Annotated in this window: 16 protein-coding genes; 8 read left to right on the top strand and 8 right to left on the bottom strand. The window is 72.1% G+C overall.

Going from position 1 to position 21,478, the window contains the following annotated elements:
* The first annotated feature begins 71 nt into the window (after positions 1-71).
* The 3 genes from OG302_RS38135 to OG302_RS38125 all read left to right on the top strand — a co-directional run bounded on the left by OG302_RS38135 (position 72) and on the right by OG302_RS38125 (position 3,425).
* Positions 72-1,073: an MBL fold metallo-hydrolase gene (locus OG302_RS38135; RefSeq protein WP_371750358.1), complete on the top strand. Its 1,002-nt coding sequence runs from the start codon at positions 72-74 to the stop codon at positions 1,071-1,073.
* Positions 1,070-2,662 carry a carboxylesterase/lipase family protein gene (locus OG302_RS38130; RefSeq protein WP_371531090.1) on the top strand — a complete coding sequence of 531 codons (1,593 nt, stop codon included), beginning with the start codon at positions 1,070-1,072 and terminating at the stop codon, positions 2,660-2,662. Before OG302_RS38135 ends, OG302_RS38130 begins: the two co-directional genes overlap by 4 nt.
* 73 nt (positions 2,663-2,735) lie before the next feature.
* On the top strand, positions 2,736-3,425 hold the full coding sequence (locus tag OG302_RS38125; RefSeq protein ID WP_371531088.1) for a YoaK family protein: 690 nt from the start codon (positions 2,736-2,738) through the stop codon (positions 3,423-3,425).
* Between the two features lie 5 nt (positions 3,426-3,430).
* Here the strand turns inward: OG302_RS38125 and OG302_RS38120 are convergent, their stop codons facing one another.
* Together OG302_RS38120 and OG302_RS38115 are read right to left on the bottom strand one after the other, a co-directional pair.
* Positions 3,431-3,892 carry an SRPBCC family protein gene (locus OG302_RS38120; RefSeq protein ID WP_371531086.1) on the bottom strand — a complete coding sequence of 154 codons (462 nt, stop codon included), beginning with the start codon at positions 3,890-3,892 and terminating at the stop codon, positions 3,431-3,433.
* Positions 3,893-4,059: 167 nt separating this feature from the next.
* A complete protein-coding gene (locus OG302_RS38115) occupies positions 4,060-4,620 on the bottom strand; it encodes an NAD(P)H-dependent oxidoreductase (protein WP_371531084.1) in 561 nt (186 codons plus the stop codon).
* A gap of 132 nt (positions 4,621-4,752) precedes the next feature.
* On the opposite strand from OG302_RS38115, the gene OG302_RS38110 reads away from it, so the two are divergent.
* Positions 4,753-5,418, top strand: coding sequence for a TetR/AcrR family transcriptional regulator (locus OG302_RS38110; RefSeq protein WP_371531082.1), 666 nt, complete (start codon positions 4,753-4,755; stop codon positions 5,416-5,418).
* Between the two features lie 11 nt (positions 5,419-5,429).
* Here the strand turns inward: OG302_RS38110 and OG302_RS38105 are convergent, their stop codons facing one another.
* Positions 5,430-5,981 carry a DinB family protein gene (locus tag OG302_RS38105; protein ID WP_371531080.1) on the bottom strand — a complete coding sequence of 184 codons (552 nt, stop codon included), beginning with the start codon at positions 5,979-5,981 and terminating at the stop codon, positions 5,430-5,432.
* 60 nt (positions 5,982-6,041) lie between these two features.
* Positions 6,042-7,748 (bottom strand): ABC transporter ATP-binding protein, encoded by a 1,707-nt coding sequence (locus OG302_RS38100; protein WP_371750357.1) that lies wholly within the window; start codon positions 7,746-7,748, stop codon positions 6,042-6,044.
* Between the two features lie 303 nt (positions 7,749-8,051).
* On the opposite strand from OG302_RS38100, the gene OG302_RS38095 reads away from it, so the two are divergent.
* From OG302_RS38095 to OG302_RS38085, 3 genes are all read left to right on the top strand, one after another.
* Positions 8,052-10,052, top strand: coding sequence for an AAA family ATPase (locus tag OG302_RS38095; protein WP_371531078.1), 2,001 nt, complete (start codon positions 8,052-8,054; stop codon positions 10,050-10,052).
* A gap of 102 nt (positions 10,053-10,154) precedes the next feature.
* Positions 10,155-11,486 (top strand): hypothetical protein, encoded by a 1,332-nt coding sequence (locus OG302_RS38090; RefSeq protein WP_371531076.1) that lies wholly within the window; start codon positions 10,155-10,157, stop codon positions 11,484-11,486.
* The gene (locus OG302_RS38085; RefSeq protein ID WP_371531074.1) at positions 11,483-11,917 is read left to right on the top strand and encodes a hypothetical protein; all 435 of its coding nucleotides are present in this window, start codon (positions 11,483-11,485) and stop codon (positions 11,915-11,917) included. Before OG302_RS38090 ends, OG302_RS38085 begins: the two co-directional genes overlap by 4 nt.
* 58 nt (positions 11,918-11,975) lie before the next feature.
* Here the strand turns inward: OG302_RS38085 and ccrA are convergent, their stop codons facing one another.
* A complete protein-coding gene (gene ccrA / locus OG302_RS38080) occupies positions 11,976-13,256 on the bottom strand; it encodes a crotonyl-CoA carboxylase/reductase (RefSeq protein WP_371531072.1) in 1,281 nt (426 codons plus the stop codon).
* Between the two features lie 188 nt (positions 13,257-13,444).
* Between ccrA and OG302_RS38075 the strand changes: the two genes are divergently transcribed.
* Complete coding sequence (locus OG302_RS38075) at positions 13,445-14,428, top strand: acyl-CoA desaturase (RefSeq protein ID WP_371531071.1); 984 nt, start codon at positions 13,445-13,447, stop codon at positions 14,426-14,428.
* Here OG302_RS38075 and OG302_RS38070 read toward each other — a convergent pair.
* The 3 genes from OG302_RS38070 to OG302_RS38060 are packed head-to-tail and all read right to left on the bottom strand — an operon-like array spanning position 14,370 to position 21,319.
* Entirely contained in the window at positions 14,370-15,392 is a 1,023-nt protein-coding gene (locus tag OG302_RS38070; protein ID WP_371531069.1) for an alpha/beta hydrolase, read from the bottom strand. The genes OG302_RS38075 and OG302_RS38070 overlap by 59 nt on opposite strands.
* A 54-nt stretch (positions 15,393-15,446) precedes the next feature.
* The gene (locus OG302_RS38065; RefSeq protein ID WP_371531067.1) at positions 15,447-19,523 is read right to left on the bottom strand and encodes an acyltransferase domain-containing protein; all 4,077 of its coding nucleotides are present in this window, start codon (positions 19,521-19,523) and stop codon (positions 15,447-15,449) included.
* Positions 19,520-21,319: a fatty acyl-AMP ligase gene (locus OG302_RS38060; protein WP_371531065.1), complete on the bottom strand. Its 1,800-nt coding sequence runs from the start codon at positions 21,317-21,319 to the stop codon at positions 19,520-19,522. The genes OG302_RS38065 and OG302_RS38060 overlap by 4 nt, the downstream gene beginning before the upstream one ends.
* Positions 21,320-21,478: the final 159 nt, after the last annotated feature.

The following is a 21,478-nucleotide window of genomic DNA, read 5'->3' as shown; positions in this document are numbered from 1 at the left end:
TGGAACAGATGAAACACGTGGACGGCCTCACGCGGACCGACCAGACCGAGCAGACAGAGCAGACAGAGCGGATCGAGGAGGTTCGACTCGGAGACGTCACCGTCACCCGCGTCAAGGAGTACTACGGCCCCGTCGACATGACGCCCGAGCAGTTTCTCCCCACCGTCGCGGAGGATGCCTGGCGCGACGACGCCGCCTGGCACGCGCCCCACTTCCTCGACCCGCAAACGAACATCGTCAACTCCGCGGTCCAGAGCTGGCTGCTGCGCAGCGAGGGGAGGAACATCCTCGTCGACACCGGCGTCGGCAACCACAAGGAGCGCCCGTACTCCCCGGTGTGGAGCCACCTGCGCACCGACTTCCTGGGCGGTCTGGCACGGGCAGGCGTCGCCCCCGAGGACGTCGACCTCGTGATCAACACTCATCTGCACGTCGACCACGTCGGCTGGAACACCCGCCTGGACGGCAGGAGTTGGGTCCCCACCTTCCCGAACGCCACCTATCTGATGCCCAGGGACGACTACGACTTCTGGAATCCCGAGAACGGCCACCAGCCGCTGCTCGGCCGCGGCAACCAGAACGTCTTCGAGGACAGTGTCGCCCCCGTGCACCGCGCGGGACAGGTGCACCTATGGGAGGGCGGCCACCGGATCGACGCCAACCTGCGCCTCGACGCGGCCCCCGGGCACACCCCGGGATCGAGCGTTCTCACCCTCGTCAGCGGGACGGACCGCGCGGTCCTCGTCGGCGATCTGCTGCACAGTCCCGTCCAGCTCGTCGATCCGGACCACAACAGCTGCTTCTGCGAGGACCCCGTCGAAGCCCGTGCCACGCGCCGCCGAATCCTGGGCTGGGCCGCGGACCACAACGCGCTCGTCGTTCCCGCTCACCTGGGAGGCCACGGCGCCGCCGAGGTCGAGCGCTCGGGCAACGCGTTCGCCATCAAGGGGTGGGCGCCCTTCACTCCTTACGCCCGCCCGGAGCCGGAGACGGAGGAGGGACACGAGCGGCATCAGGGGTACGAGGGGCATGCGCACCCCGTGGCGCACGAGGGACAGGTGACGACGGCATGAGCACAGAGCACCCTCCAGGAACTTCCTCCGCCACCCCTACCGGAACCCGCACCGCCACCCCCACCGGAACCCGCACCGTGACCACCGCCCAGGGAGTCGTCGCCGGCGCCCGGCACGAGGGCTTCGCGGTCTTCCGCGGCATCCCGTACGCCGCGCCCCCGGCCCGCACCGGGCGCTTCGCCGCGCCGCAGCCGCACGCCCCGTGGCAGGGCGTCCGGGATGCGACGGCGGCCGGGCCGACCGCGCCGCAGGCCGAGCGGAACCTGGGCGGCATCGACATGTCGCCCTACTTCGGCCCCGGTTGGATCCCCGGGGAGGACTACCTCACCCTCGACGTATGGACGCCCGACCGCCCCGCCCCCGCAAGCCACAGCGGGGTTCAGGACCTCGACGGGCGTCACGCCGCACTGCCGGTCATGGTCTTCGTGCACGGCGGAGGCTTCGTGGCGGGATCGACCAGGGCGAGCCTGTACGACGGCACCGCCTTCGCGCGCGGCGGCGTCGTCCTGGTGACCGTCAACTACCGCCTCGGGATCAGCGGTTTCCTCGACCTCCCCGGAGCGCCGCGCAACCGTGGCCTCCTCGACGTCATCGCCGCCCTGCGCTGGGTACGGGAGAACATCGCCGCGTTCGGAGGCGACCCCGGCCTGGTCACGCTGTTCGGCCAGTCCGCCGGGGCGACCCTCACCGGTGCCGTCATCGCCGCGCCGGAGAGCAGGCGCCTCGTACGGCGGGCCATCGTGCAGAGCGGCAGCGGCCTGGGCGCCTTCTCGCCCGAACAGGCCGCCCGCGTGACGAAGGCGGCAGCGGACGCCCTGGGCACCGCGCCGCGTGCCGACGCCTTCGCGGCCGTCCCCGAAGCGCGCCTGGTCGAGGCCACGGCCCGGCTCGGCGGGATCGACCTGCGGACCGCGACCGCGTACGACCCGCTGGTCGGGCTCAGTCCCTTCAGCGTGGTCGCGGACCGCCAGCCCGCCGATGCCGTCGCGGCCGGGGCCGGCGGCACCGGCATCGATCTCCTCATCGGCACCAACGCCGAGGAAGGCAACCTCTACCTCGTCCCCTCCGGCGCACATGCCGCCTCGACGGCAGCCGACGTCCGGGCCGCGGCCGAACGCTCGCACCCCGAACCGGACTTGCTCGTCGACACGTACCGCGGGGCCCTCCCCGGGGCCACCCCCGGAGAGCTGCGCTCCGCCGTCATGGGCGACGCGCTGTTCGGCAAGGGGAGTTGGGCGCTGGCCGACGCTCACGCCGAGCGGTCGTCCGGCGCCACGTACAGCTATCGGTTCGACTGGCGCTCCGGCGCGTTCGACGGGCTGCTCGGCGCCACCCACACGATGGAACTCCCCTTCGTCTTCGGTCTCGACCCGGCCCGGCTGCGCGGCCCCGGCGCACTGCTCGGCCCCGGCAGCCCTCCGCCCGACCTGGCTCCCCGCATGCACGCCGCGTGGATCCGCTTCGCCCGCACCGGTGACCCCGGCTGGGCGCGGTACGACACCCGGCGCCGGGTCACCACGGTCATCGACCGTCGCTGGACGGTGCACGAGGACCTGCGCGGCGACGTGCGCAGGGCCTGGATGCGGTGATCGGTGAGTGTAGGCGGGGGCGTCGTGGGCGGACGCGGGTCGGGCGGTGGGCGTCGCCTGCCGAAGAAGCGATATGAACTCATTGCTCGACCGGGCCGCCGCCTTCCTCTTTCCCGACACCGAGGGCCACCACGGCGTGCTGCCCCCGCTGCTCGTCGTGCTGACCTTCGTCACGGGGCTCGTCGACGCCGTCAGCTATCTCGGCCTCGACCGCGTCTTCGTCGCCAACATGACAGGCAATGTGGTCTTCCTGGGCTTCGCGCTCGCCGGTGACGTCCAGCTCTCGGCGACCGCGTCGCTCCTGGCGGCCGGGGCGTTCGTGGCCGGTGCGTGGCTGGGCGGGCGGATCGCGCCACGGGTCGCGCGGCCGCTGCGGCTGTTCGCGCTGCTCGTCGGGGCGCACGCCGCGCTGGTGGCGGCGGCCCTGCTGCTCGACCTCGCCGTCGATGCCAGGCACGTCCTGATCGTCCTGCTCGCGCTCGGCATGGGCCTGCAGAACGCCGTGGTCGGCAAGCTCGCCGTGCCCGACCTGACCACCACCGTCCTCACGCGCACCCTGACCGGTCTGGCCTCCGACTGGCTCGGCCCGGCATCCGTCCGCAGGTCCGTGTCCGTCGCCGCGATGTTCGCCGGGGCCCTCGCGGGCGGGCTGCTCCAGCTCCACTACGGCACTTCCGCCGCGCTGGCGCCCGCGCTAGTGCTGCTCACCGCCGTCACCCTGGCGGCGGCCCTGCCCGGCGCGACGGCTCCGCGTGCGAGCTGAGCCGTCTACTCCGCGTCCTCGACCAGCCGGGCGAGGTTCGCCAGGGCCATGCGCGTCCCCGTCTCGTTGTCGGCGGCGGGCACGCTGTCGGGGAGCCCTTCGTGCACGATCAGGACATCGGTTCCGCCGTCCGCGTCAGTGAGCGTGGTCGTCATCTTCATGGTGCCGCCAAGGGCAGGATCCTCGGTCTCGAAGGCGAGCACCTCCACCACCTGCTCGTTCGGTACGAGCTTCGCGAAGTGGCCGTGGTACGTGTCGGTGTGCGAGGCCGACTTGCCGGTGCCCGACTCGCCGTCGTAGGTGAGCGAGACACGGAACCGGCCGCCTTCACGGGCGTCGAAGGCGTGCACATGACCGCTCATGCCGTCCGGGACGCGCCATCGAGCGATCGCGTCCGCGTCGAGAAGTGCCCGATAGACGGCCTCGCGGGGGGCGTTCACATGCCCGGACACCTGTGTCGAGTACATGAGAACCAATCTAGGACGACGCCCCCTCCACGCGCCGCCGCACAGCGGTGCTGTCCTCGCCCGGAAGGCGCAAGTGGACGGCCGGAAACCGCGGCGGCCGGCTCGCACGGAGTGCGGCCGGCCGGTGGAGCGGTCCCGGCCCGGACGGTCCGGGCCTCGCGGAAGCGTCAGGCAGCGGCGGGCGTGGCCTGCTCGGTGAGGCGGGAGACGACCTCGGTGAGGGCCGTGACGACTTCGGTGTCGTCGGCCGGGTGGAGCTCGGCGAAGCGCGTCAGGGAGGCGGGGATGGACAGCTTGACGTCCTCGACGACCACGGCACCGGCGATGCCCGCGGCCTTGCGGGCGTCATCCTGCGCCCACACGCCGCCGTACTGGCCGAAGGCGGTGCCGACGACGGCGACCGGCTTGCCGGAGAGCGCACCGGCGCCGTATGGGCGGGACAGCCAGTCGATCGCGTTCTTGAGCACGGCGGGCATGGTGCCGTTGTACTCGGGCGAGAAGAGAAGGAAGGCGTCGGCGTCACCGGCGACCTCGCGCAGACGGGCCGCGGCGGCCGGGACGCCGCCCTCGACGTCGATGTCCTCGTTGTAGAAGGGCACGTCCGCAAGACCCTCGAACAGCTCGACGTCCACACCCGCGGGCGCGTGCTTGGCGGCGGCCTCGGCGAGCTGACGGTTGTGCGAGCCGGCGCGGAGGCTGCCGACGAGAGCGACGATACGTACAGACATGGCGGGACTCCTGAAAAGTGCGGACGGAACTCACATACGGGATACGAATCAAGCGGACCGGGGTCCGTTTAAATTTGTACCACCCATCCGGACCGCGGTCCACTTATCTGCTCGAAGCGTTACGCTGCATTCATGACCGGCTCCGCTCCCCAGCCCCTCCCCTCGCCCGAGAAACCGGGCGAGGCGAGCGGGCTCACCCTCACCCCGGCCGGCGAACCGCCGTCGCTCAGGGCCGATGCCGCGCGCAACCGCACCCGGCTCCTGGAGGCCGCCTCGCAGTTGATGGCGGGATGCGGAGCCGCCCATCTGACCATGGACGCGGTGGCCACCGCTGCCGGGGTCGGCAAGGGGACCGTCTTCCGGCGCTTCGGCGACCGCACCGGGCTCCTCGTCGCCCTGCTCGACCACCGCGAGCAGCAGCTCCAGGCCGCCTTCCTCTCGGGCCCGGCGCCACTGGGACCCGGCGCCCCGCCCCTGGAACGCCTGCACGCGTTCGGGCCCGCGCTCGTCCGTCACGAACGCGACCACCATGAACTGATCCTGTCCTCGCGGACCGATCCGCTGCGCACCTACGCCGTCCCGGCCAACCGGCTGCGGGTCACGCACGTGACGATGCTGCTGCGCCAGGCGGGCGTCGCGGGCGATGCCGAGCTCCTCGCGCACACGCTGCTCGGATCCATCGACAGCGTGCTCGTGCACCACCTGACCGTCGAGCGCGGCATCCCGCTGGAGCGCCTGGACGCCGCGTGGCACGACCTCGTGACCCGGCTGATGACACGGCCTCCCTCACCGGCCTGACACGCGCGCCATCAAACGCCGATCGCGCCGTCGATCCGCTCACGGAGCAGGTCGGCGTGGCCGTTGTGCCGGGCGTACTCCTCGATCATGTGGATGAGGACCCAGCGCAGCGACACCGTGCCGCGCCACCCATCGGCGCCCTCGATGTCGAGGTCGGGTGCGTCCGCCACGAAGCGGTCGGCGAACGCCACCTCCGAGCGCCAGGCCTGCCACGCGGCGGCGATGACGGCCGGGTCCGGGACGGCGCCGTCGAAGTCCTGGTCGGGGTGCGTGTCGGAGCCGAAGAGGAGCGGCGCGTCCTGACCGGCAAGCACCTGCCGGAACCAGCGGCGCTCCACATCGGCGAGGTGCCGGACGAGGCCGAGCAGCGAGAGCGTGGAGGGTGCCACGGACCGCAGGGCCAACTCGGCTTCCAGGCCAGCACACTTCAGTTCGAGCGTCGTGCGCTGGGCCGCGAGGAAGTCGACGAGCATGCCTCGTTCGTCGCCGGTGGTGCGCCCGGCGAGCCGGCCGTCCCGCTCTTCGTCCACGAACAGTTCCGCGCGCCTGCGTCCGCTGGTCATGTCCACCATCCAACCCCGCGTGTCATGTCCGCGGCCAGCCATTTTCGGCGGGGCGGGCGATCACGCCGACGTCGCCAGGAACTGCGTCGCCGCCAGCTCCCCGTACAGCGGGTCGGCCGCCACCAGCTCCGCATGGGTGCCGGACGCACGGACCCGCCCCGCGTCCATCACCACGATCCGGTCGGCCAGCGTCACCGTCGAAAGGCGGTGCGCCACCACGAGGACCGTCACGTCCCGGGCGATCTCTGCGACCACGTCGCGCAGGGCCAGTTCGTTCACCGCGTCGAGCTGCGAGGTCGCCTCGTCCAGGAGCAGGAGGCGTGGCTTGCGCAGGAGCGCCCTCGCGATCGCCACGCGTTGGCGTTCGCCGCCGGACAGCTGGGAGCCGCGGTGACCGACCAGGGTCTCCAGACCCTCGGGGAGACGGTCGACGAGGGTGTCGAGGCGGGCGCGTACGAGCACGTCCCGTATCTCGTCGCCGGTCGCGCCGGGCGCCCCGAAGAGGAGGTTCTCGCGCAGGGTGCCGGCGAGGACGGGCGCGTCCTGCTCCACATAGCCGATGACGGAGCGCAGTTCGGCGAGCGGCCACTCGCGGACGTCGCGGCCGTCGACGAGGACCCGGCCGCCCGTGGCGTCGTAGAACCGCTCCAGCAGCCCGAAGACGGTGGTCTTGCCCGCGCCCGACGGGCCGACGAAGGCGGTCATGCCGGGGCCCGGGATGTCGAAGCTCACGCCGTGGTGGACGTACGGAAGGGTGTCCCGGTAGCGGAAGGTCACGTCATCGAAGACCACGGCGGCGGGACCGTGCCGCCCGGCGGGCGAGGCGGGGTCGGTGACGTCCTCCGTCTCCAGGCGTTCGGCCCGTACGATCCGCGCGATGGCCGCCGAGCCGACCTGATACTGCGAGACGCCCTCGACTAGGCGGGACACCGGGTCGATCAGGTAGAAGAGGAAGAGCAGGAAGGCCACGAGCGTCGAGACGGAGATGGCGCCGGACGCGACGCGGGCGCCGCCGATGCCGAGGACGGCGAGGAACGAGACCTGCACCGCGAATCCGACCGAACTCCAGGCCACCGCCTGCCACTTGGCGGACCGCACGCCGTGTCGCCAGGCCTCCTGCGCGGCGGCCCGCACCGCGGCGGTCTCGCGCTCCTCGGCGCCCGACGCCTTGAGGGTGCGGAACGCGCCGAACGCCCGCTCCAACGCGGTCGAGATCGTGCCGACCGCCTCCTGGGCCCGCTCCGTCGCCCGCGCGATCTTCGGCATCACCAGGGCCACGACGCCGCCGATGAGCACGATCACACCGAGGGTGACGCCGAGCAGGACGACGTCCATCAGGCCCATCATCACGATCGTCGCGACGAAGGTGAGTCCGCCCGCGACGGCGGACACCACGGACTGTGTGGTGACCGCGCGCAGCAGTGTCGTGTCCGAGGTGATCCGGGACATCAGATCGCCGGGCTGGGTGCGCTCCACCTCCGGTATGCGCAGCCGCAGCAGCCGCCCTATCAGGGTGCGCCGGGCCGTGAGCACCACGGATTCGGCGGTGCGTTCGAGGATGTACGCGCCGACGGACTCGATGGCGGTGCCGAGCACCACCAGCGCGGAGAGCAGCAGGATGATCCCGGCGATCGAGTCGTCGCTGCCGAGCCGGTCCACCAGGGCCTTCGCGGCGAGCGGCTGGGCGAGGCCGGTCGCCGCGCCGATCAGCGTGCAGAGGGCGCCGAGCGCGACGACCCAGCGGTGCGGGCGGAAGTAGCGGTACAGCGCCCGCCACGTCTCGCCGGCGGAGAGCCGCTCCTGCCCCGGTCTCTCTGACGTCGGTCTCTCGTGGGCGGCTTGCTCCGGCGCGTTCTTGGTCACGTCGAACAGGACGCCGGTGACGGCTGATCTGCCTGACTGATCTGCCTGACTGATCCGCCCGACCGACCGGTCCTTCGCCCCGTAACCCAGATCGGGACGCGGAGTTAGAAGATCTGTCGAATTCAGTGCAGTGACGATTCTGCACGGCAGTGTGGCGTGGGGCGGGCGGCAGGGCTCGCGGCATGGAAGGGCCCGAGCGTGAAGGGGATGACGGGGCGAGTGCGTGTGCGCGGGGGTGGCCTGATGGGCCGGGCCGAGGAACTGTCGAGACTCCGCCGTCTGCTGGCCCAGAGCAGGCTGGTGACGGTGACGGGAGGCGCGGGCGTAGGCAAGAGCACCCTCGCGGCCCACGCCGCGACGGCGATGGGCAGCCAGCTGACGGACGGCGTGGTCATCGTGCGGTGGTGGGACGGAGGTTCCGCGCGGGGGCAGTCGGTGGCGCGGGCGGTGGTCGAGGCGATGGACGGGGAGACGGGAGTGGGGGCGGGCGGGGGTGAGCTGGGTGCGCTTTCAGGGGGCGGGGGTGAGCAGGGGCCGCCCCTGGCCGTAGGTGCGGGCAGCGGTGGGGAGCTGGATGGTGGCGGTGAGGCGGAGCTTGTTCGGCGGCTTCGGGGACGCCGCGTGCTCGTGGTTCTCGATGACTTCGACCCCGTACGGGACGAGTGTGTACGCCTGGTGCAGTTGCTGCTGCTGCACGCGCCGGGCGTGCGCATTCTCGCCACGGGGCGGCAACCGCTGGGCCTCGGCCAGGAGTTGGTGCTGCATCTCGGGCCGCTCCCCGTCGACGCTCCGGGGACGGAGGAGGATCCAGGGCCCGCGGTACAGCTCTTCATGGAGCGGGCGCGCGGCCTCCGGCGCGGGGAGGACACGCGCACGGACGCAGCTGAACTGCGCGCCGTGAGAGACATCTGCGCCCAGTTGGAAGGCGTACCGCTCGCGGTGGAGCTCGCGGCGGCGCAGACCGCCCAGCATCCGCCCGCGCAGCTCGCGCGGATGCTGCGGCCCACCCAGGGGTGGCTCGGCAGACCGGAGGCACCCTTGCGGCGGCACCGGTCCTTACGGGCCGCCGTGGGCGCGAGTTACGCGCTGTGCGGGCAGGACGAGCGCAGCGTCTGGGCGCGGCTCAGCGTCTTCGCGGGCGAGTTCGACGAGGACGCCGCCGTCCACGTGTGCGCCGGCGGCGGACTCGACCCCGCGCGCGTGGCGTCCTGCCTGGCACGACTCGTCCTGGCTTCGGTGCTCGAACCGGTGCGTGACCCCGGCGGCGTGCTGCAGCCCCGCTACCGGCTGCCCGCTGCGGCCCGCGGCTTCGGAGCCGAACGCCTGGAATCCGCGGGCGAGTCCGCAGCGGCGGCCACCCGCCACCTCACCTGGTACCGCACCGTCGCCTCCAAAGCCCACCAGTTGTGGAGCACCGGGCGGCACGAGCAGGCGACCCTGCTGCTGCGCGACGAGGAGCCGGACCTGCGGGCCGCCCTGGAGCGGGGCCCGCACACCGCCGACCAGAGTGCGACGGCCCTCGGCATGGTCGTGGACCTGTGGTTCTGGTGGGCGGTGTGCGGACACGCCGCCGAGGGGCGCGAGCATCTGCGGCGGCTGCTGCCGCTCGGCCGCGCGGACACCCTGGGCTGCGGGCAGGCCCTGTGGCTGGCCGGCTGGCTCGCGGCGTGCACCGGCGCGCCGGAGGCCGAGGAACTTCTCGGTCAGGCCTGGCGCGTGGCCGTCCTCTCCGGGGACGACGCGACCATCGGCAGGGTCGCCCACGTACAAGGCGTCATCGCGCTGCGCAACGGCGAGACGGAGCGCGCCATCGAACATCTGCGGGAAGCCGCCCACACCGTCCCCACCCACGCCGACCACGGCCCGCCCGCAGCGGTCAGCTGGGCCGAGCTCGCCGTGGCGCAGGTACGCGTCCGCCCGGCCGACGCACTGCACAGTGTCCGCCGCGCGTCGGCCGGCACACAGACGCGGCACGACATATGGACGCGCTCCATGACGCAGTACGCGCACGCCCTCGTCGAGCATCTGCGCGGTCGGCGCAGCCGGGCGTGGCGCCGCGCGCACAAGGCGCTCGCCGGGGTCGTCTCGGTGGCCGGTCCGCTCGGCGCCGACTCGGTCCACCGGCTGATCACCGCGATCGAACAGGGCCCCGCGTTCGGCGGAGTCGAGTGGACCCCTCCGTACGGGTGGGACCCGCCGGGGACTTGAGGCACTCGGGTCAAATTACGTAAAAGACCTTAATCATCTGATTCGTTCATCTTTCCGCGGTCTACACATGGTTCGACCAGGAAGCGAGCGAACGGAGCGGGCATGCACTCGGTCGGCCGAAGGCGCGCGCTGGGGCTGGGACTTGCGGTGACGGCGGGCGTGGGTCTCGCCGGGTGTGGTGCGAAGGAGCGGGGTTCCGGGGATTCGACCTCCGCGTCTCCGTCCGGACGAACGCACGGGGGCGGACATCAGCACGGGGACGGACCTGAGGGAGAGGGCGGCGGCGGGCACGGCGCGCAGCGGAACGAGAGCCCCGCGAAGCCGATCGGCGATGGCTCGACCGCGTACACGGGGAAGCAGCCGAACCAGCCCGCCACGCCCGTCCCCCTGGAGCCGGGTGAGACGCCCCCGCAGTTCGTGATCTTCTCCTGGGACGGTGCGGGCGAGGTCGGCAACGGTCTCTTCCCGCGTTTCCTCAAGCTGGCCGAGGACCACGACGCACGGATGACGTTCTTCCTGTCGGGTCTTTATCTCCTGCCCGAATCGAAGAAACGGCTCTACGAACCGCCGAACAACGCCGTAGGTGCCTCCGACATCGGCTATCTGACCGACGGTCACATCAGAGAGACGCTGAAGTACGTGCGCCAGGCCTGGCTCGATGGCCATGAGATCGGCACGCACTTCAACGGACACTTCTGCACCGGCAGCGGAAGCGTCGCCCATTGGACGCCCGCGCAATGGCACAGTGAGATCGACCAGACCACCTCGTTCGTCAAGGAATGGCGCACGAACACCGGCTGGACCGATCTGGCGTCGCTGCCTTTCGACTACGACAAGGAACTCGTCGGCGGGCGCACGCCCTGTCTCCTCGGCCAGAACAATCTGCTGCCCGTCGCCCGCGAGCGGGGCTGGCGCTACGACTCCTCGTCACCCGGCGGAACACAGCGGTGGCCGGAGAAACGCCTCGGGGTGTGGGATCTGCCGCTCCAGCAGATCCCGTTCCCCGGACACCGTTTCGAGGTCCTGTCGATGGACTACAACGTCCTGGCCAACCGGTCGAAGAATGCGACACGGGCCCCCTCGTACCGCTATCCCGGCTGGCGCGCGCAGGCGACCCAGTCGTACCTGGCCGGTTTCCGGCGAGCTTATGAGACGAACCGCGCCCCCTTCTTCATCGGCAACCACTTCGAGGAGTGGAACGGCGGCATCTATATGGACGCCGTCGAGGCGGCCCTGCGGCGAATGGCAGGCAAGAAGGACGTGCGCCTCGTGTCCTTCCGGCAGTTCGTCGACTGGCTCGACGTCCAGGACCCGAAGGTCCTCGCCAGGCTGCGCCGGCTCGAGGTCGGCGAGCGGCCCCCGGGCGGCTGGAAAAGCTTTCTCGGCAGAGCGACCGAGCGAGGAAACAACAGAGAGATGGAGACAGGACGTTGACCGGTAACCGGTTGAAGCTGAAGTACGCGTCGATGAAGTACGTGTCGGTGGCGGGCATCGCGGCCCTCGCCGTTCTGACGGGCCCCGCGGCGGCCGGTGCCGGCGCAGTGAGCCCGCACACCTCGCACGAGCCCGGCATGGCTCAGACCGCGGCCCCTCGTCCGACGCTGACGGCGAAGTCGACCGTGAGCAGCGTGCGGGCGTGGCAGGACTTCCACGTCTACGGAGTCGCCCGCCACATGCGGGCAGGTACACGCGTCACGCTGCAGCAGAAGCAGGGCAAGCGCTGGGTGTCACTGCCCGCGTCGGTGTACACCGCGCGCAACGGGGCGTACAACATGCGGGTCAAGCTCGGCTGGAAGGGACGCAACTCCCTGCGCATCGTCGGCGGCGGCGCCGTCTCGCCCGTCGTCTATGTGACGGTGCGCTGAGCACGGACGCACGCACAAGAGGTGGGCCCTTCCGTCGAGCGGGAGGGCCCACCTCGTGTCATGCCGGGGCCGCGATCCTCTTCCCGAGGCCGGTCGTCGGCGCGAGCGCGAGCACGCCGACCTTTCCCGTGTGGCGGTTGGCCTGGACGAGGCGGGCGGCTTCGGCGGTGTCCTGGAGGTCGTACGTCACCGACAGGGCGGGCCGGATGTGCCCGAGGTCGAGGAGGCGGGCCACCGCGGCCTGTTCCTGGAGGTTGGCCCCGTGGCTGCCGATGACGCGCTTGAGACGCATCCAGAGGTAGCGGTTGTCGAACTCGTGGAGATAGCCGGTGCTCGATCCGCAGGTGACGACGGCGCCGCCGCGGCGGACCACGAAGACGGAGACCCCGAAGGTCGCCCGGCCGACGTGCTCGAACACGATGTGCGGGTCCTCCCCCACCTCGGCACGGATCCGCTTGCCGAGCCGTTTGCCGACCGCCGCCGGGTCGGCCGGAGCGGTGCCGGTCAGCCCGATCTCCGCGCGGTTGATCACCGCGTGGCAGCCGAAGGCACGGGCACGCTCGGCCTTCTCCTCGCTGCCGACCACGCCCACCGCGATGCCGCCGCCGTTGCGGACGAGCTGCGCGGCGTACGCGCCAAGGCCGCCCGCCGCGCCCCAGATCAGCACGATGTCGCCCTGGGTCATCCGGGCGCCGCGGTCGCTGACCAGCATGCGGTAGGCGGTGCCCGCGCAGAGCGGGTTGGCGGCTGCCTCCTCCCAGGTCAGCCGGTCCGACTTGCGCAGGAGCTGGCTGGCGCGGGCCACGCAGTAGTGGGCGAGGCCGCCGAAGTTGGTCTCGAAACCCCAGGCGAGCTGGCCGTCGCCGAGCATGCCGTCGGCGTGGGTCGCCGGTTCCTCGTCGTCGACGTGGGCGGGGGTGACCACGACCTCGTCGCCGATGTTCCAGCGGCGTACCCCGGCTCCCGTACGGACGACGACTCCGGCGGCGTCCGAACCCACCACGTGATACGGCTGGTCGTGCCGCGCGGCCCATCCTCCTTTCGCACCGAAATGCCGCAGAAAGGAGAACGTGGATAACGGCTCGAACATCGCCGACCACACGGTGTTGTAATTGATCCCGCTCGCCATGACGGCCACCAGGACTTCGTCGGGAGCGAGTTCGGGCATCGGCACGGAGCCGACGTGAAGTGTCTTCCGGACATCTTTGTCCGCCACCCCCCTGAAACTCTCCGCATCCTCCCTCCGCAGATGCGCGGCGGTGAATTCGGCGGGTACGGGAAGTCGGCGCAGGTCGTCCGCGCCGGCTCCCGCGACGACTGCCTCTGCGAGCACATCCATGCGGTTCCTCCTTCGGCTGTCCAATGGGTTGCACAGTGCGGCGGAACACCCGCCCCGCACAAGCGTTCGGCGTCAATTCACCAGGATCGCTAATCGACCCCTGGCTCCGTCATCACTTTCCGAGTAGAGGCCTCCCTATTTCCGTCGCTAATGTCCGGCTCACCCGCACTGGAAGGTGAGGAAATTTCATGACAGAAGAGAGCGCGAACGCCGCTTGGGGCGAACGCATGGGCACAGCCGACCGCGTCGTCGTGGGGGTGTTCGTCGGAATTCCCTTTGTCGCGGTGATCGCGTCCGTGATCGTGCTGTGGGGATGGGGGGTCACCTGGCACGATCTGGTGATCGGAGCGGTGATGTACGCCGTCGCCGTACACGGCATCACCATCGGCTACCACCGCCTGTTCACGCACAAGGCGTTCAAGGCCGCCCGCCCCCTCAAGATCGCGCTGGCGGTGGCCGGGACGATGGCCGTCGAGGGGGACGCGATCACCTGGTGTGCCGATCACCGCCGCCACCACCAGTTCGCGGACCAGCCGGGAGACCCGCACTCCCCCTGGCGGTTCGGCACCTCCGTGCGCGCCCTGCTCAAGGGCATGGCATGGGCGCACGTCGGCTGGACCTTCAACAACGACAAGACCAACAAGGAGAAGTACGTCCCCGACCTCATCGCCGACCGCGATCTGCGCCTGGTGGCGCGCTGGCAGCCGCTGATCGTGCTGTTCTCGTTCGGTGCGCCCGCCGTGGCGGGAGGCCTCTGGGGCGACGGCGGCTGGGACTCCGGCGCCGCCTGGTCCGCCTTCTTCTGGGCGGGACTCGTCCGCATCGGTCTGCTCCATCACGTCACCTGGTCGATCAACTCGATCTGCCACATCAGCGGGGCCCACCCCTTCCGAGTGCGGGACCGCTCGGGCAATGTGTGGTGGCTCGCGCCGCTCTCCGGCGGCGAGTCCTGGCACAACCTCCATCACGCCGACCCGACGTCCGCCCGGCACGGGGTGCTGCGCGGGCAGCTCGACTCCAGCGCCCGGCTCATCCGCCTGTTCGAGCTCGCCTCCTGGGCCAGTGCGGTGCGGTGGCCGGACGAGCGGCGGCTCGCCCGCCTCTCCACCGACGTCAGAGGGCCTGTGAGGGAAGCCCAAGGCCCGCCGCCAGCGTCGGCCACGAAGCCTTGAACTCACGCTGCCAGGAGGGCCAGGCGTGCGAGCCGCCACGGTAGAAGTTGACCGTCGCCGGGACTCCGGCGCGGTCCAGCTGCTTCGCGAATCCGTGTGCCTGGCTCCACAGCGTGCCCTCCAGGACCGCCCCTTCGAGGTTGCCGAAGTCGGTGCTGGGGATGCCGCTGCCCTGGGAGACGTAGAGCCGGGTTCCCGCCAGGCTCTTGGCGAGGGCGGCGGGATTGTGGCGGTTCCAGTTGTCCCGGTGTAGGAAGGGGCTGCCCCAGAGCGCGGAGGGGAACTGGAGCTCCCGGGCGACGATGGCGTTCATCACCGTCGGCATGCCGAGGGCCGTCGTGTCCAGGACTCCGCTGTACGAGGCCGCCGCGCCGAAGGTTCCGGGGTGCCTGGCGGCGAACGCCATGGCGCCGTAGCCACCGGTGGAGACTCCGGCGACGGCACGGGTGCCGTTCGCCCGGTAGGTGTCGCGCAGCAGCCCCGTCAACTCCTCGACCTGGAAGGTCTCGTAGTCGGGGGCGGTGGAGCTGCCGTGGTCCCACCAGTCGGTGGGGATGCCGGTGGGGCCCGACGCCGGGATCACGGTGAGGACGTCCTTGTCGGCGAGGAACTCCTCGACGTCCGTCTCGCGGGTCCAGGAGGTGTAGTCGTCGTGGGCGCCCTGGAGGAGGTAGAGCACGGGCCAGGTGCGGTCCGGCTGTTCCTTGAAGCGGGCGGGCAGGATGACGCGTACGGGGAGCTGTTTGCCCACGGCGGGTGAGTCCACGGTGAGGTCGACGGTGCGGGCGTCGAGCCACTTCTCCCCGACGACGCGCGGACCCTCGGCGGTTCGGGCCGCCGCCGGAGCCGCGGTGGGCGCTCCCAGGGCGGTGGAGGTGCCGAGGGCGCCGCCGGTGGCGAGGAGCGCGGTGGCCGTGGCGAGGGCGGCGAGCTTCTTGCGTGGTCTGCGGTGCTTCTGCGGCATGGGGGTCCTCTTCTCGGGCGGGCGGTCGGGCACGGGAACGGGCAAGGTGAACCGTCAGGCGTCGGGCAGGTCTCGCGTCAGGAGTTCCGCGAGGGTGTCCACGACCGGGGGATCGAGCAGCGAGAGGTGGTGGCCCGGCAGCGGGGTCACCGTGAGGTCGGTGCAGTGGGCGTCCCAGCCGAGGCCTTCGTCGTCCCGTTCGTAACGGGTGTCGCGCACGGTGTGCGGGGCCGGTTCCGTCGCCCGGTAGAGGAGGGTCCGGCCTGTGTACGGGCCGGGCCTGTGGCGTTCGCCGCTGCGGAGGTCGAGGGCCGAGGTGAGCTGGTGGTCGAGCACCGCCTGGGGGAGGTCGACGGCCTGTTCGAGGAGTTTCATGACCAGGGCGATCTGTTCGGCGTCGTCGAGCCGCGCCAGTTCCTCGTAGGGCAGGGCGAGTTGGGTGCGGTAGGTGCGGGCGATGTACGCGGCGAAGCCGGCATAGCGGCGGCGGGCTTCCGCCACGGGGGTCAACCCTGGAGGCACCGGCAAGGGCAGTACGGAGTCGAGGAGCACCAGGGCGCCGACGGTGCCGTGGGGCGCGAGGAGCCGCGCGGCCTCGTGGGCCAGCAAACCCCCGTAGGACCAACCACCCAGCAGCCACGGGCCGTTGGGGACCTTCGCGCGGATGCGTTCCGCGAAGTCCGCCGCGCGGGGCCCGACGTCCTCCGGGGCCGTCAGCCGGTCGAAGCCGTACACGGGGCGGGAGCCGGAGAGGCGTTCGGCGAGGCGTGCGTACACCTCGGAGCTGCCACCCGCCGCGTGGGCCAGGAAGAGGGGGGTGCCGTGGCCCGAGTCCGCCAGAACACGGAAGGGCCCTTCGACGGATGTCGTCCTGGGTTCCTCCCCCACCCAACCGGGAGCTCGGCCCCGCCCCTCGGAACGACGCTCCGGCAGGAGCTCCGCGACCTCTCTCAGCGTGGCCTGCCGCAGCAGCACCCCCGGGTCCATCTCCACCCCGAACTCCCGCTCCACCGCGGTCCGGATGCGCGCCGCGGTGAGCGAGTCGAGCCCCAGGTCGGTGAGCGGGGTGTCGGCGTCGATGCGGTCCGGGGTGTAGCCCATGACGTCGGCCACACAGCCGCGGAGGCGGTCGAGGGGGCCCGTGGCGCGTGCGGGGGCCGGTGCGTGCCGTGGTGTCTCCTGCGGGCCGGGTGCCTCCCCCGCCCAGAAGCGGCGGTGCCGCCAGCGGGGCGTCGGGACGTCGACGACGCGCGCATCTGGATGCAGGCCCTGAAGGGACGCGGGCCCGCCGACGCCTCGTACGAGCAGCGATGCCAGCGACGTACGGAAGGTGAGGGCGTCGTCGGTGCCGCGGCGCAGGGTCGGCAGGATCAGCGAGCCTTCGGCCCCCGCGTCCCGCAGTGTCTCGGTCAGCGGGTGCAACTGCGTGGGGTGCGGCGCCACTTCGACGAACAGCCGGTGGCCGTCCTCGGCGGCTGCGCGTACGGCCTGCGTGAAGCGGACGGGGCGCCGAAGATTGGCCAGCCAGTAGTCGGCGTCGCAGGGAGCGGGGTCGCGCGGGTCGGCGAGGACGGTGGAGTAACGGCGGCAGCCGGGCCGGGCGTGTCGCACGGCGCCGAGTTCCCGGGCGAACTCGCCGAGCAGCGGATCGACGTCGGGCGAGTGCCCGGCGCCGGTGACGCGCAGGGAGCGGGCGAAGCCGCCCTCCCTGGTGACGTGGTCGATGAGGCCGCGCACGTCGTCCGCGGAGCCGGTGACCACGCTCTGCGCGGGGGATGCGTGCACGGCGACCTGCAGCGTGCGGAAGTCGGCGGTCAGGGCCGCGATGTGCTCGCCGGGGCGGTCCACCACGGCCATGGCGCCGCCCGTGAGCCCGGCGAGGAGCCGCGAACGGATCGTGACGACGCGCGCGCCGGTGGCCACGTCGAGGGCGCCACAGGCCACGGCCGCGGCGATCTCCCCCAGGGAGTGGCCGATCACGGCCGCGGGCTCGAAGCCGTACGACCTCCACAGCTCGGCGAGGGCGACCTGCATCCCGAAGAGGGCGGGCATGACGACGGCCGTCGATGTCAGCTCGGCCCCGAGGTCCATGCAGTCCCGCAGGGAGATGCCGGCCTGCTCGCGCAGCAGCGGTTCGAGGCGGTCGACGGCCGCGGAGAACTCCGGCTCCGTGGCGAGGAGTTCGCTTCCCATGCCGGGCCACTGCGACCCGTACCCGGAGAACACCCACACCGCCCCGGGCCCGCCCCCGGACGCGGGCGCCCCCATCACCACCCGCCCGTCGGGCTCCCGTCCGGCCAGGCGGGCCAGGGCCGTGGTCAGCTCATCGCGGTCGCGGGCGACGACCGCCGCCTTGTGGCGGCCACGCCCCGCGCGGCCGGAGAGGGTGCGGCCCAGGTCCGCCGGGCGGACGGAGCGGCTGTCCGGTCCCGTCAGCCACTGGGCCAGCTCTCCCGCGTACGCGCGGACGCGGTCCTCGGTGACGCCGTCGAGCAGGGCCACGGCCGGGGCGGTGAACGCTGGGCGTGGGCCGCGCGGCACGCGGTGTTCGGCGAGGACCACGTGCGCGTTGGTGCCTCCGAAGCCGAACGCCGAGACTCCCGCCCGTGCCGTGCCCGAGTAGCGGGGCCACGGCTCGGGTCCCGTGACGACGCGCAGACCCAGCGCGTCGAGGTCGGCGTGCGGGCCCGGTGCGGTGAAGTGCAGGTGGGGCGGGATCTCGTCGTGGTGCAGGGCAAGGACCGTCTTGATGAACCCGGCGATGCCCGCCGCGGCCTCCAGGTGGCCGATGTTCGTCTTCACCGAGCCGATGAGCAGCGGCTGGTCGGCGGCCCGCCCCTGCGCCGCGCCGAGCGCGGCGGAGAGCGCGGACGCCTCGATCGGGTCGCCGAGCGCCGTGCCCGTGCCGTGCGCCTCCACGTAGTCCACCGAAGCGGCCTCGGTGGCATGGCACTGCTCAAGGAGTGTGCGCTGGGCGTCCGCGCTGGGCGCGGTGAGTCCGTTGGAACGCCCGTCGGAGTTGACCGCGGTGGCCTCGATGACCGCGAGGACACGGTCGCCGTCGCGTTCGGCGTCCGCCAGGCGCTTGAGGACGACGACCCCGCATCCCTCGCCGCGCACCATGCCGTCGGCCGACACGTCGAACGCCTTGCAGCGCCCGTCGGCGGCCAGCGCCCCCGCACGCTGGAAGCCGAGCGTCACCGCCGGGGAGAGGAGCAGGTTCACCCCGGCGGCGAGCGCCATGTCGCTCTCCCCCGCGCCGAGGCTGCGTACCGCGTGGTGCACGGCGACGAGCGAGGAGGAGCACGCCGTGTCGACCGCCATGCTCGGGCCACGCAGGTCCAGGAGGTAGGAGAGGCGGTTCGCGGCGATGCTCAGGGCCGCGCCCGGTGGGGTCCAGGCGCCGATCGACTCCGGTTCCGCGGTGGTGAGATGGGCGTATTCGTTGCCGCTGATGCCCACGAAGACTCCGGTACGGGTGCCCGCGAGGGACGGCGCGGAGAGTGCCGCGTGGTCGACGGCCTCGCGGGCGACCTCCAGGAGCATGCGCTGTTGCGGGTCCATGGCGGTGGCCTCGTCCGCGCCGATGCCGAAGAACTCGGCGTCGAAGCCCGCCACGCCGTCGATGCCCCCGTCACCGAGGAAGCCGCCGTGCCTGCTGAGGTCGTCAGGCAGGCTCCTGCCCTCCCGCACGAAGGGTGCCCAGCGGTCGTCGCCGACGGTGCCCACGGCGTCGCGGCCCTCGCTCAGGAGCCGCCAGAAGGCGGCGGGCGAGGTGACGCCACCGGGCAGCCGGCAGCCGACGCCGATGACCGCGACCAGCGCGTCGGCTTCCGCGGGCGGTGTGCCCGCGGCCCTCCGCACCGACGGCGACCCGCCGTGCTCCGGTTCGCCGCGCGCCACCCGCTCCGTGAGCGCACCGATCGTCGACGCCTCCCAGAGCAGCGTCGCGGGCAGCCGGGTGCCCGCGAGGTCGCTGAGGCGTGCCGTGAGGACGACAGCGTCGCGTGAGGTGAGACCCAGCTCCGCCAGCGGGCGGTCGTCGGCGATCTCGTCGGCCCCGAGGCCGTACCAGGTGCTCAGGCTGTCGACGATGGCGGCCCGGATCTCCGCCTGACCCGCCTGGCTCATCGCGCGTCCTCCGTGCCGCTCCGGCCGTCGTCGCTCCGGCCGCCGTCGCCGAACGCGCCGAGCAGGTAGCGCGCCCGGCCCGCGGCCCGCGCGACCTTGCCGCTGCTCGTCCTGGGCAGCGAGCCCGGCGGGATGAGGAGGAGTTCGGCGAGGCGCAGTCCGTGCCGGGCCGACACGGCTGCCGTGGCGGTGCGCAGGGCGGCGAGCCGGTCCTGTTCCGTGGGCTCCGCGCCCCGCCGGTGCTCCGCGACGACGACCAGGACGTCGGTCTCCGTGCCGGTCCAGGGCACGCAGAACGCGGCGAGCCGGTCCCTGCGCACGAGGCCGACGGCGGACTGCACGGTCTCCTCGACGTCCTGGGGGTAGTGGTTCCTGCCGTCCACGATGATCAGGTCCTTGAGCCGCCCGGTGACGTAGAGCCGCCCTTCGTGGAGCGCGCCGAGGTCGCCCGTGCGCAGCCATCCCGGCTCGCCGTCCCCGCCGGTGGCGTCGGGCGGTCGGAAGCCGAACACCTCCTCCGAGAGTCCGTTCCGTTTCCAGTAGCAGAGGCCGATGTTGGGGCCGCGCAGCAGGATCTCGCCGACCTCCCCCGTAGCCCGTGCGGCGCCGGTGGCCGGGTCGGCGATGCGCAGCTCCTGCCCTGCCGGAGTGCCGCAGGCGACCAGGTGCGTCACATCCGGGTCGGTCAACTCCCCTACGTCGAGGCGACCTTCGGACAGGGCCAACGGATCGCAGGCCAGGACGGTGGGCGGTGCGTCGAAGGTGTCCGTCGTGACGAACACGGTGGCCTCGGCGAGGCCGTACGCCGGGCAGTGCGCCGCGGCGGCGAGTCCCGCGTCGGCGAACGCGTCGCGGAAGCGGTCGACCGTGCCGGCGCGCACGGGTTCGCTGCCGTTGATGAGGACCTTGACCCGCCCCAGGCGCAGCTCGGCCGCCTCGTCCCTGTCGACCCTGCTCGCGCAGTAGTCGTACGCGAAGTTGGGGGCCGCGCTGATCGTCCCGGGGTATGCGGCGAGCAGCCGCAGCCAGCGCACGGGGTGTTCGAGGAAGGCGACCGGGTCCATGAGGACCGAGGGGAAGCCGCCGACGACGGGCGCGGCCACGCTCAGGACGAGACCCATGTCGTGGAAGAGCGGCAGCCAGCCGACCGTCGTGTGGCCCGCCGCCTCGGCCTCGAAGGCTTCGATGGCCTGCCGGGCGTTGGCCACCACGTTGGCATGGCTGATCACGACGCCGGCCGGGCTGCGCGTGGAGCCGGAGGTGTACTGGAGGTAGGCGATGTCGTCCGGTTCGAGCCGCTCGGGAAGGGCGAACGCCGGGGTATCGCCCGGCTGGTCGACCAGAACGACAGGCACCGGCGGCAGTCCGTGTGCGGCCATGAATCGCTCGACCCCGGGAGCCGTTCCCGCGTCGGCCAGCACACAGGACGGCTCGCAGTCGGCGAGGACCGCCGCCAACCGGCCCTCATGGCCGGGGAGTCCGGGGCTGAACAACGGGACCGCGATCACCCCCGCGTAGAGACAGCCGAGGAACGCAGCCGCGTAGTCGAGGCCCTGCGGGAGCAGCAGGGCCGCTCGTTCGCCGGGGCCCGCGATCGCCGCGAGCCGTCCGGCGATCGCGCGGGCGCGGACATCGAGACCCTGCCAGCCGAGGGTGTGGTGCAGGCCGGGGGACGACGGATCGGGGAACTCCACGTAGGTGAAGGCGCGTTGGTACGGCCGGTCGGCGGCCCAGTGCGCCAAGTGGTCGGTCAGCAGGGGACCTTCGGGCGGCTGAGGTGTCTGCGGGGCGGACATGGCGGCTCCAACTGGACAGCGCGGGGACCGGGACGGGCGGCGCGGGGACCTGCACGAGCGGTGCACCAGGTTCCGCCCCGGTGTGACCCGTGAGTAAGACGGGTTGCTGACAGATCGTCTGACAACCTCTGTCACTTCACTGACAAGGCGCCACACCGG

Source organism: Streptomyces sp. NBC_01283, assembly GCF_041435335.1.
In the GTDB taxonomy this organism is placed as follows: Bacteria; Actinomycetota; Actinomycetes; order Streptomycetales; family Streptomycetaceae; genus Streptomyces.
This window is presented reverse-complemented; position numbering and strand designations above follow the sequence as displayed.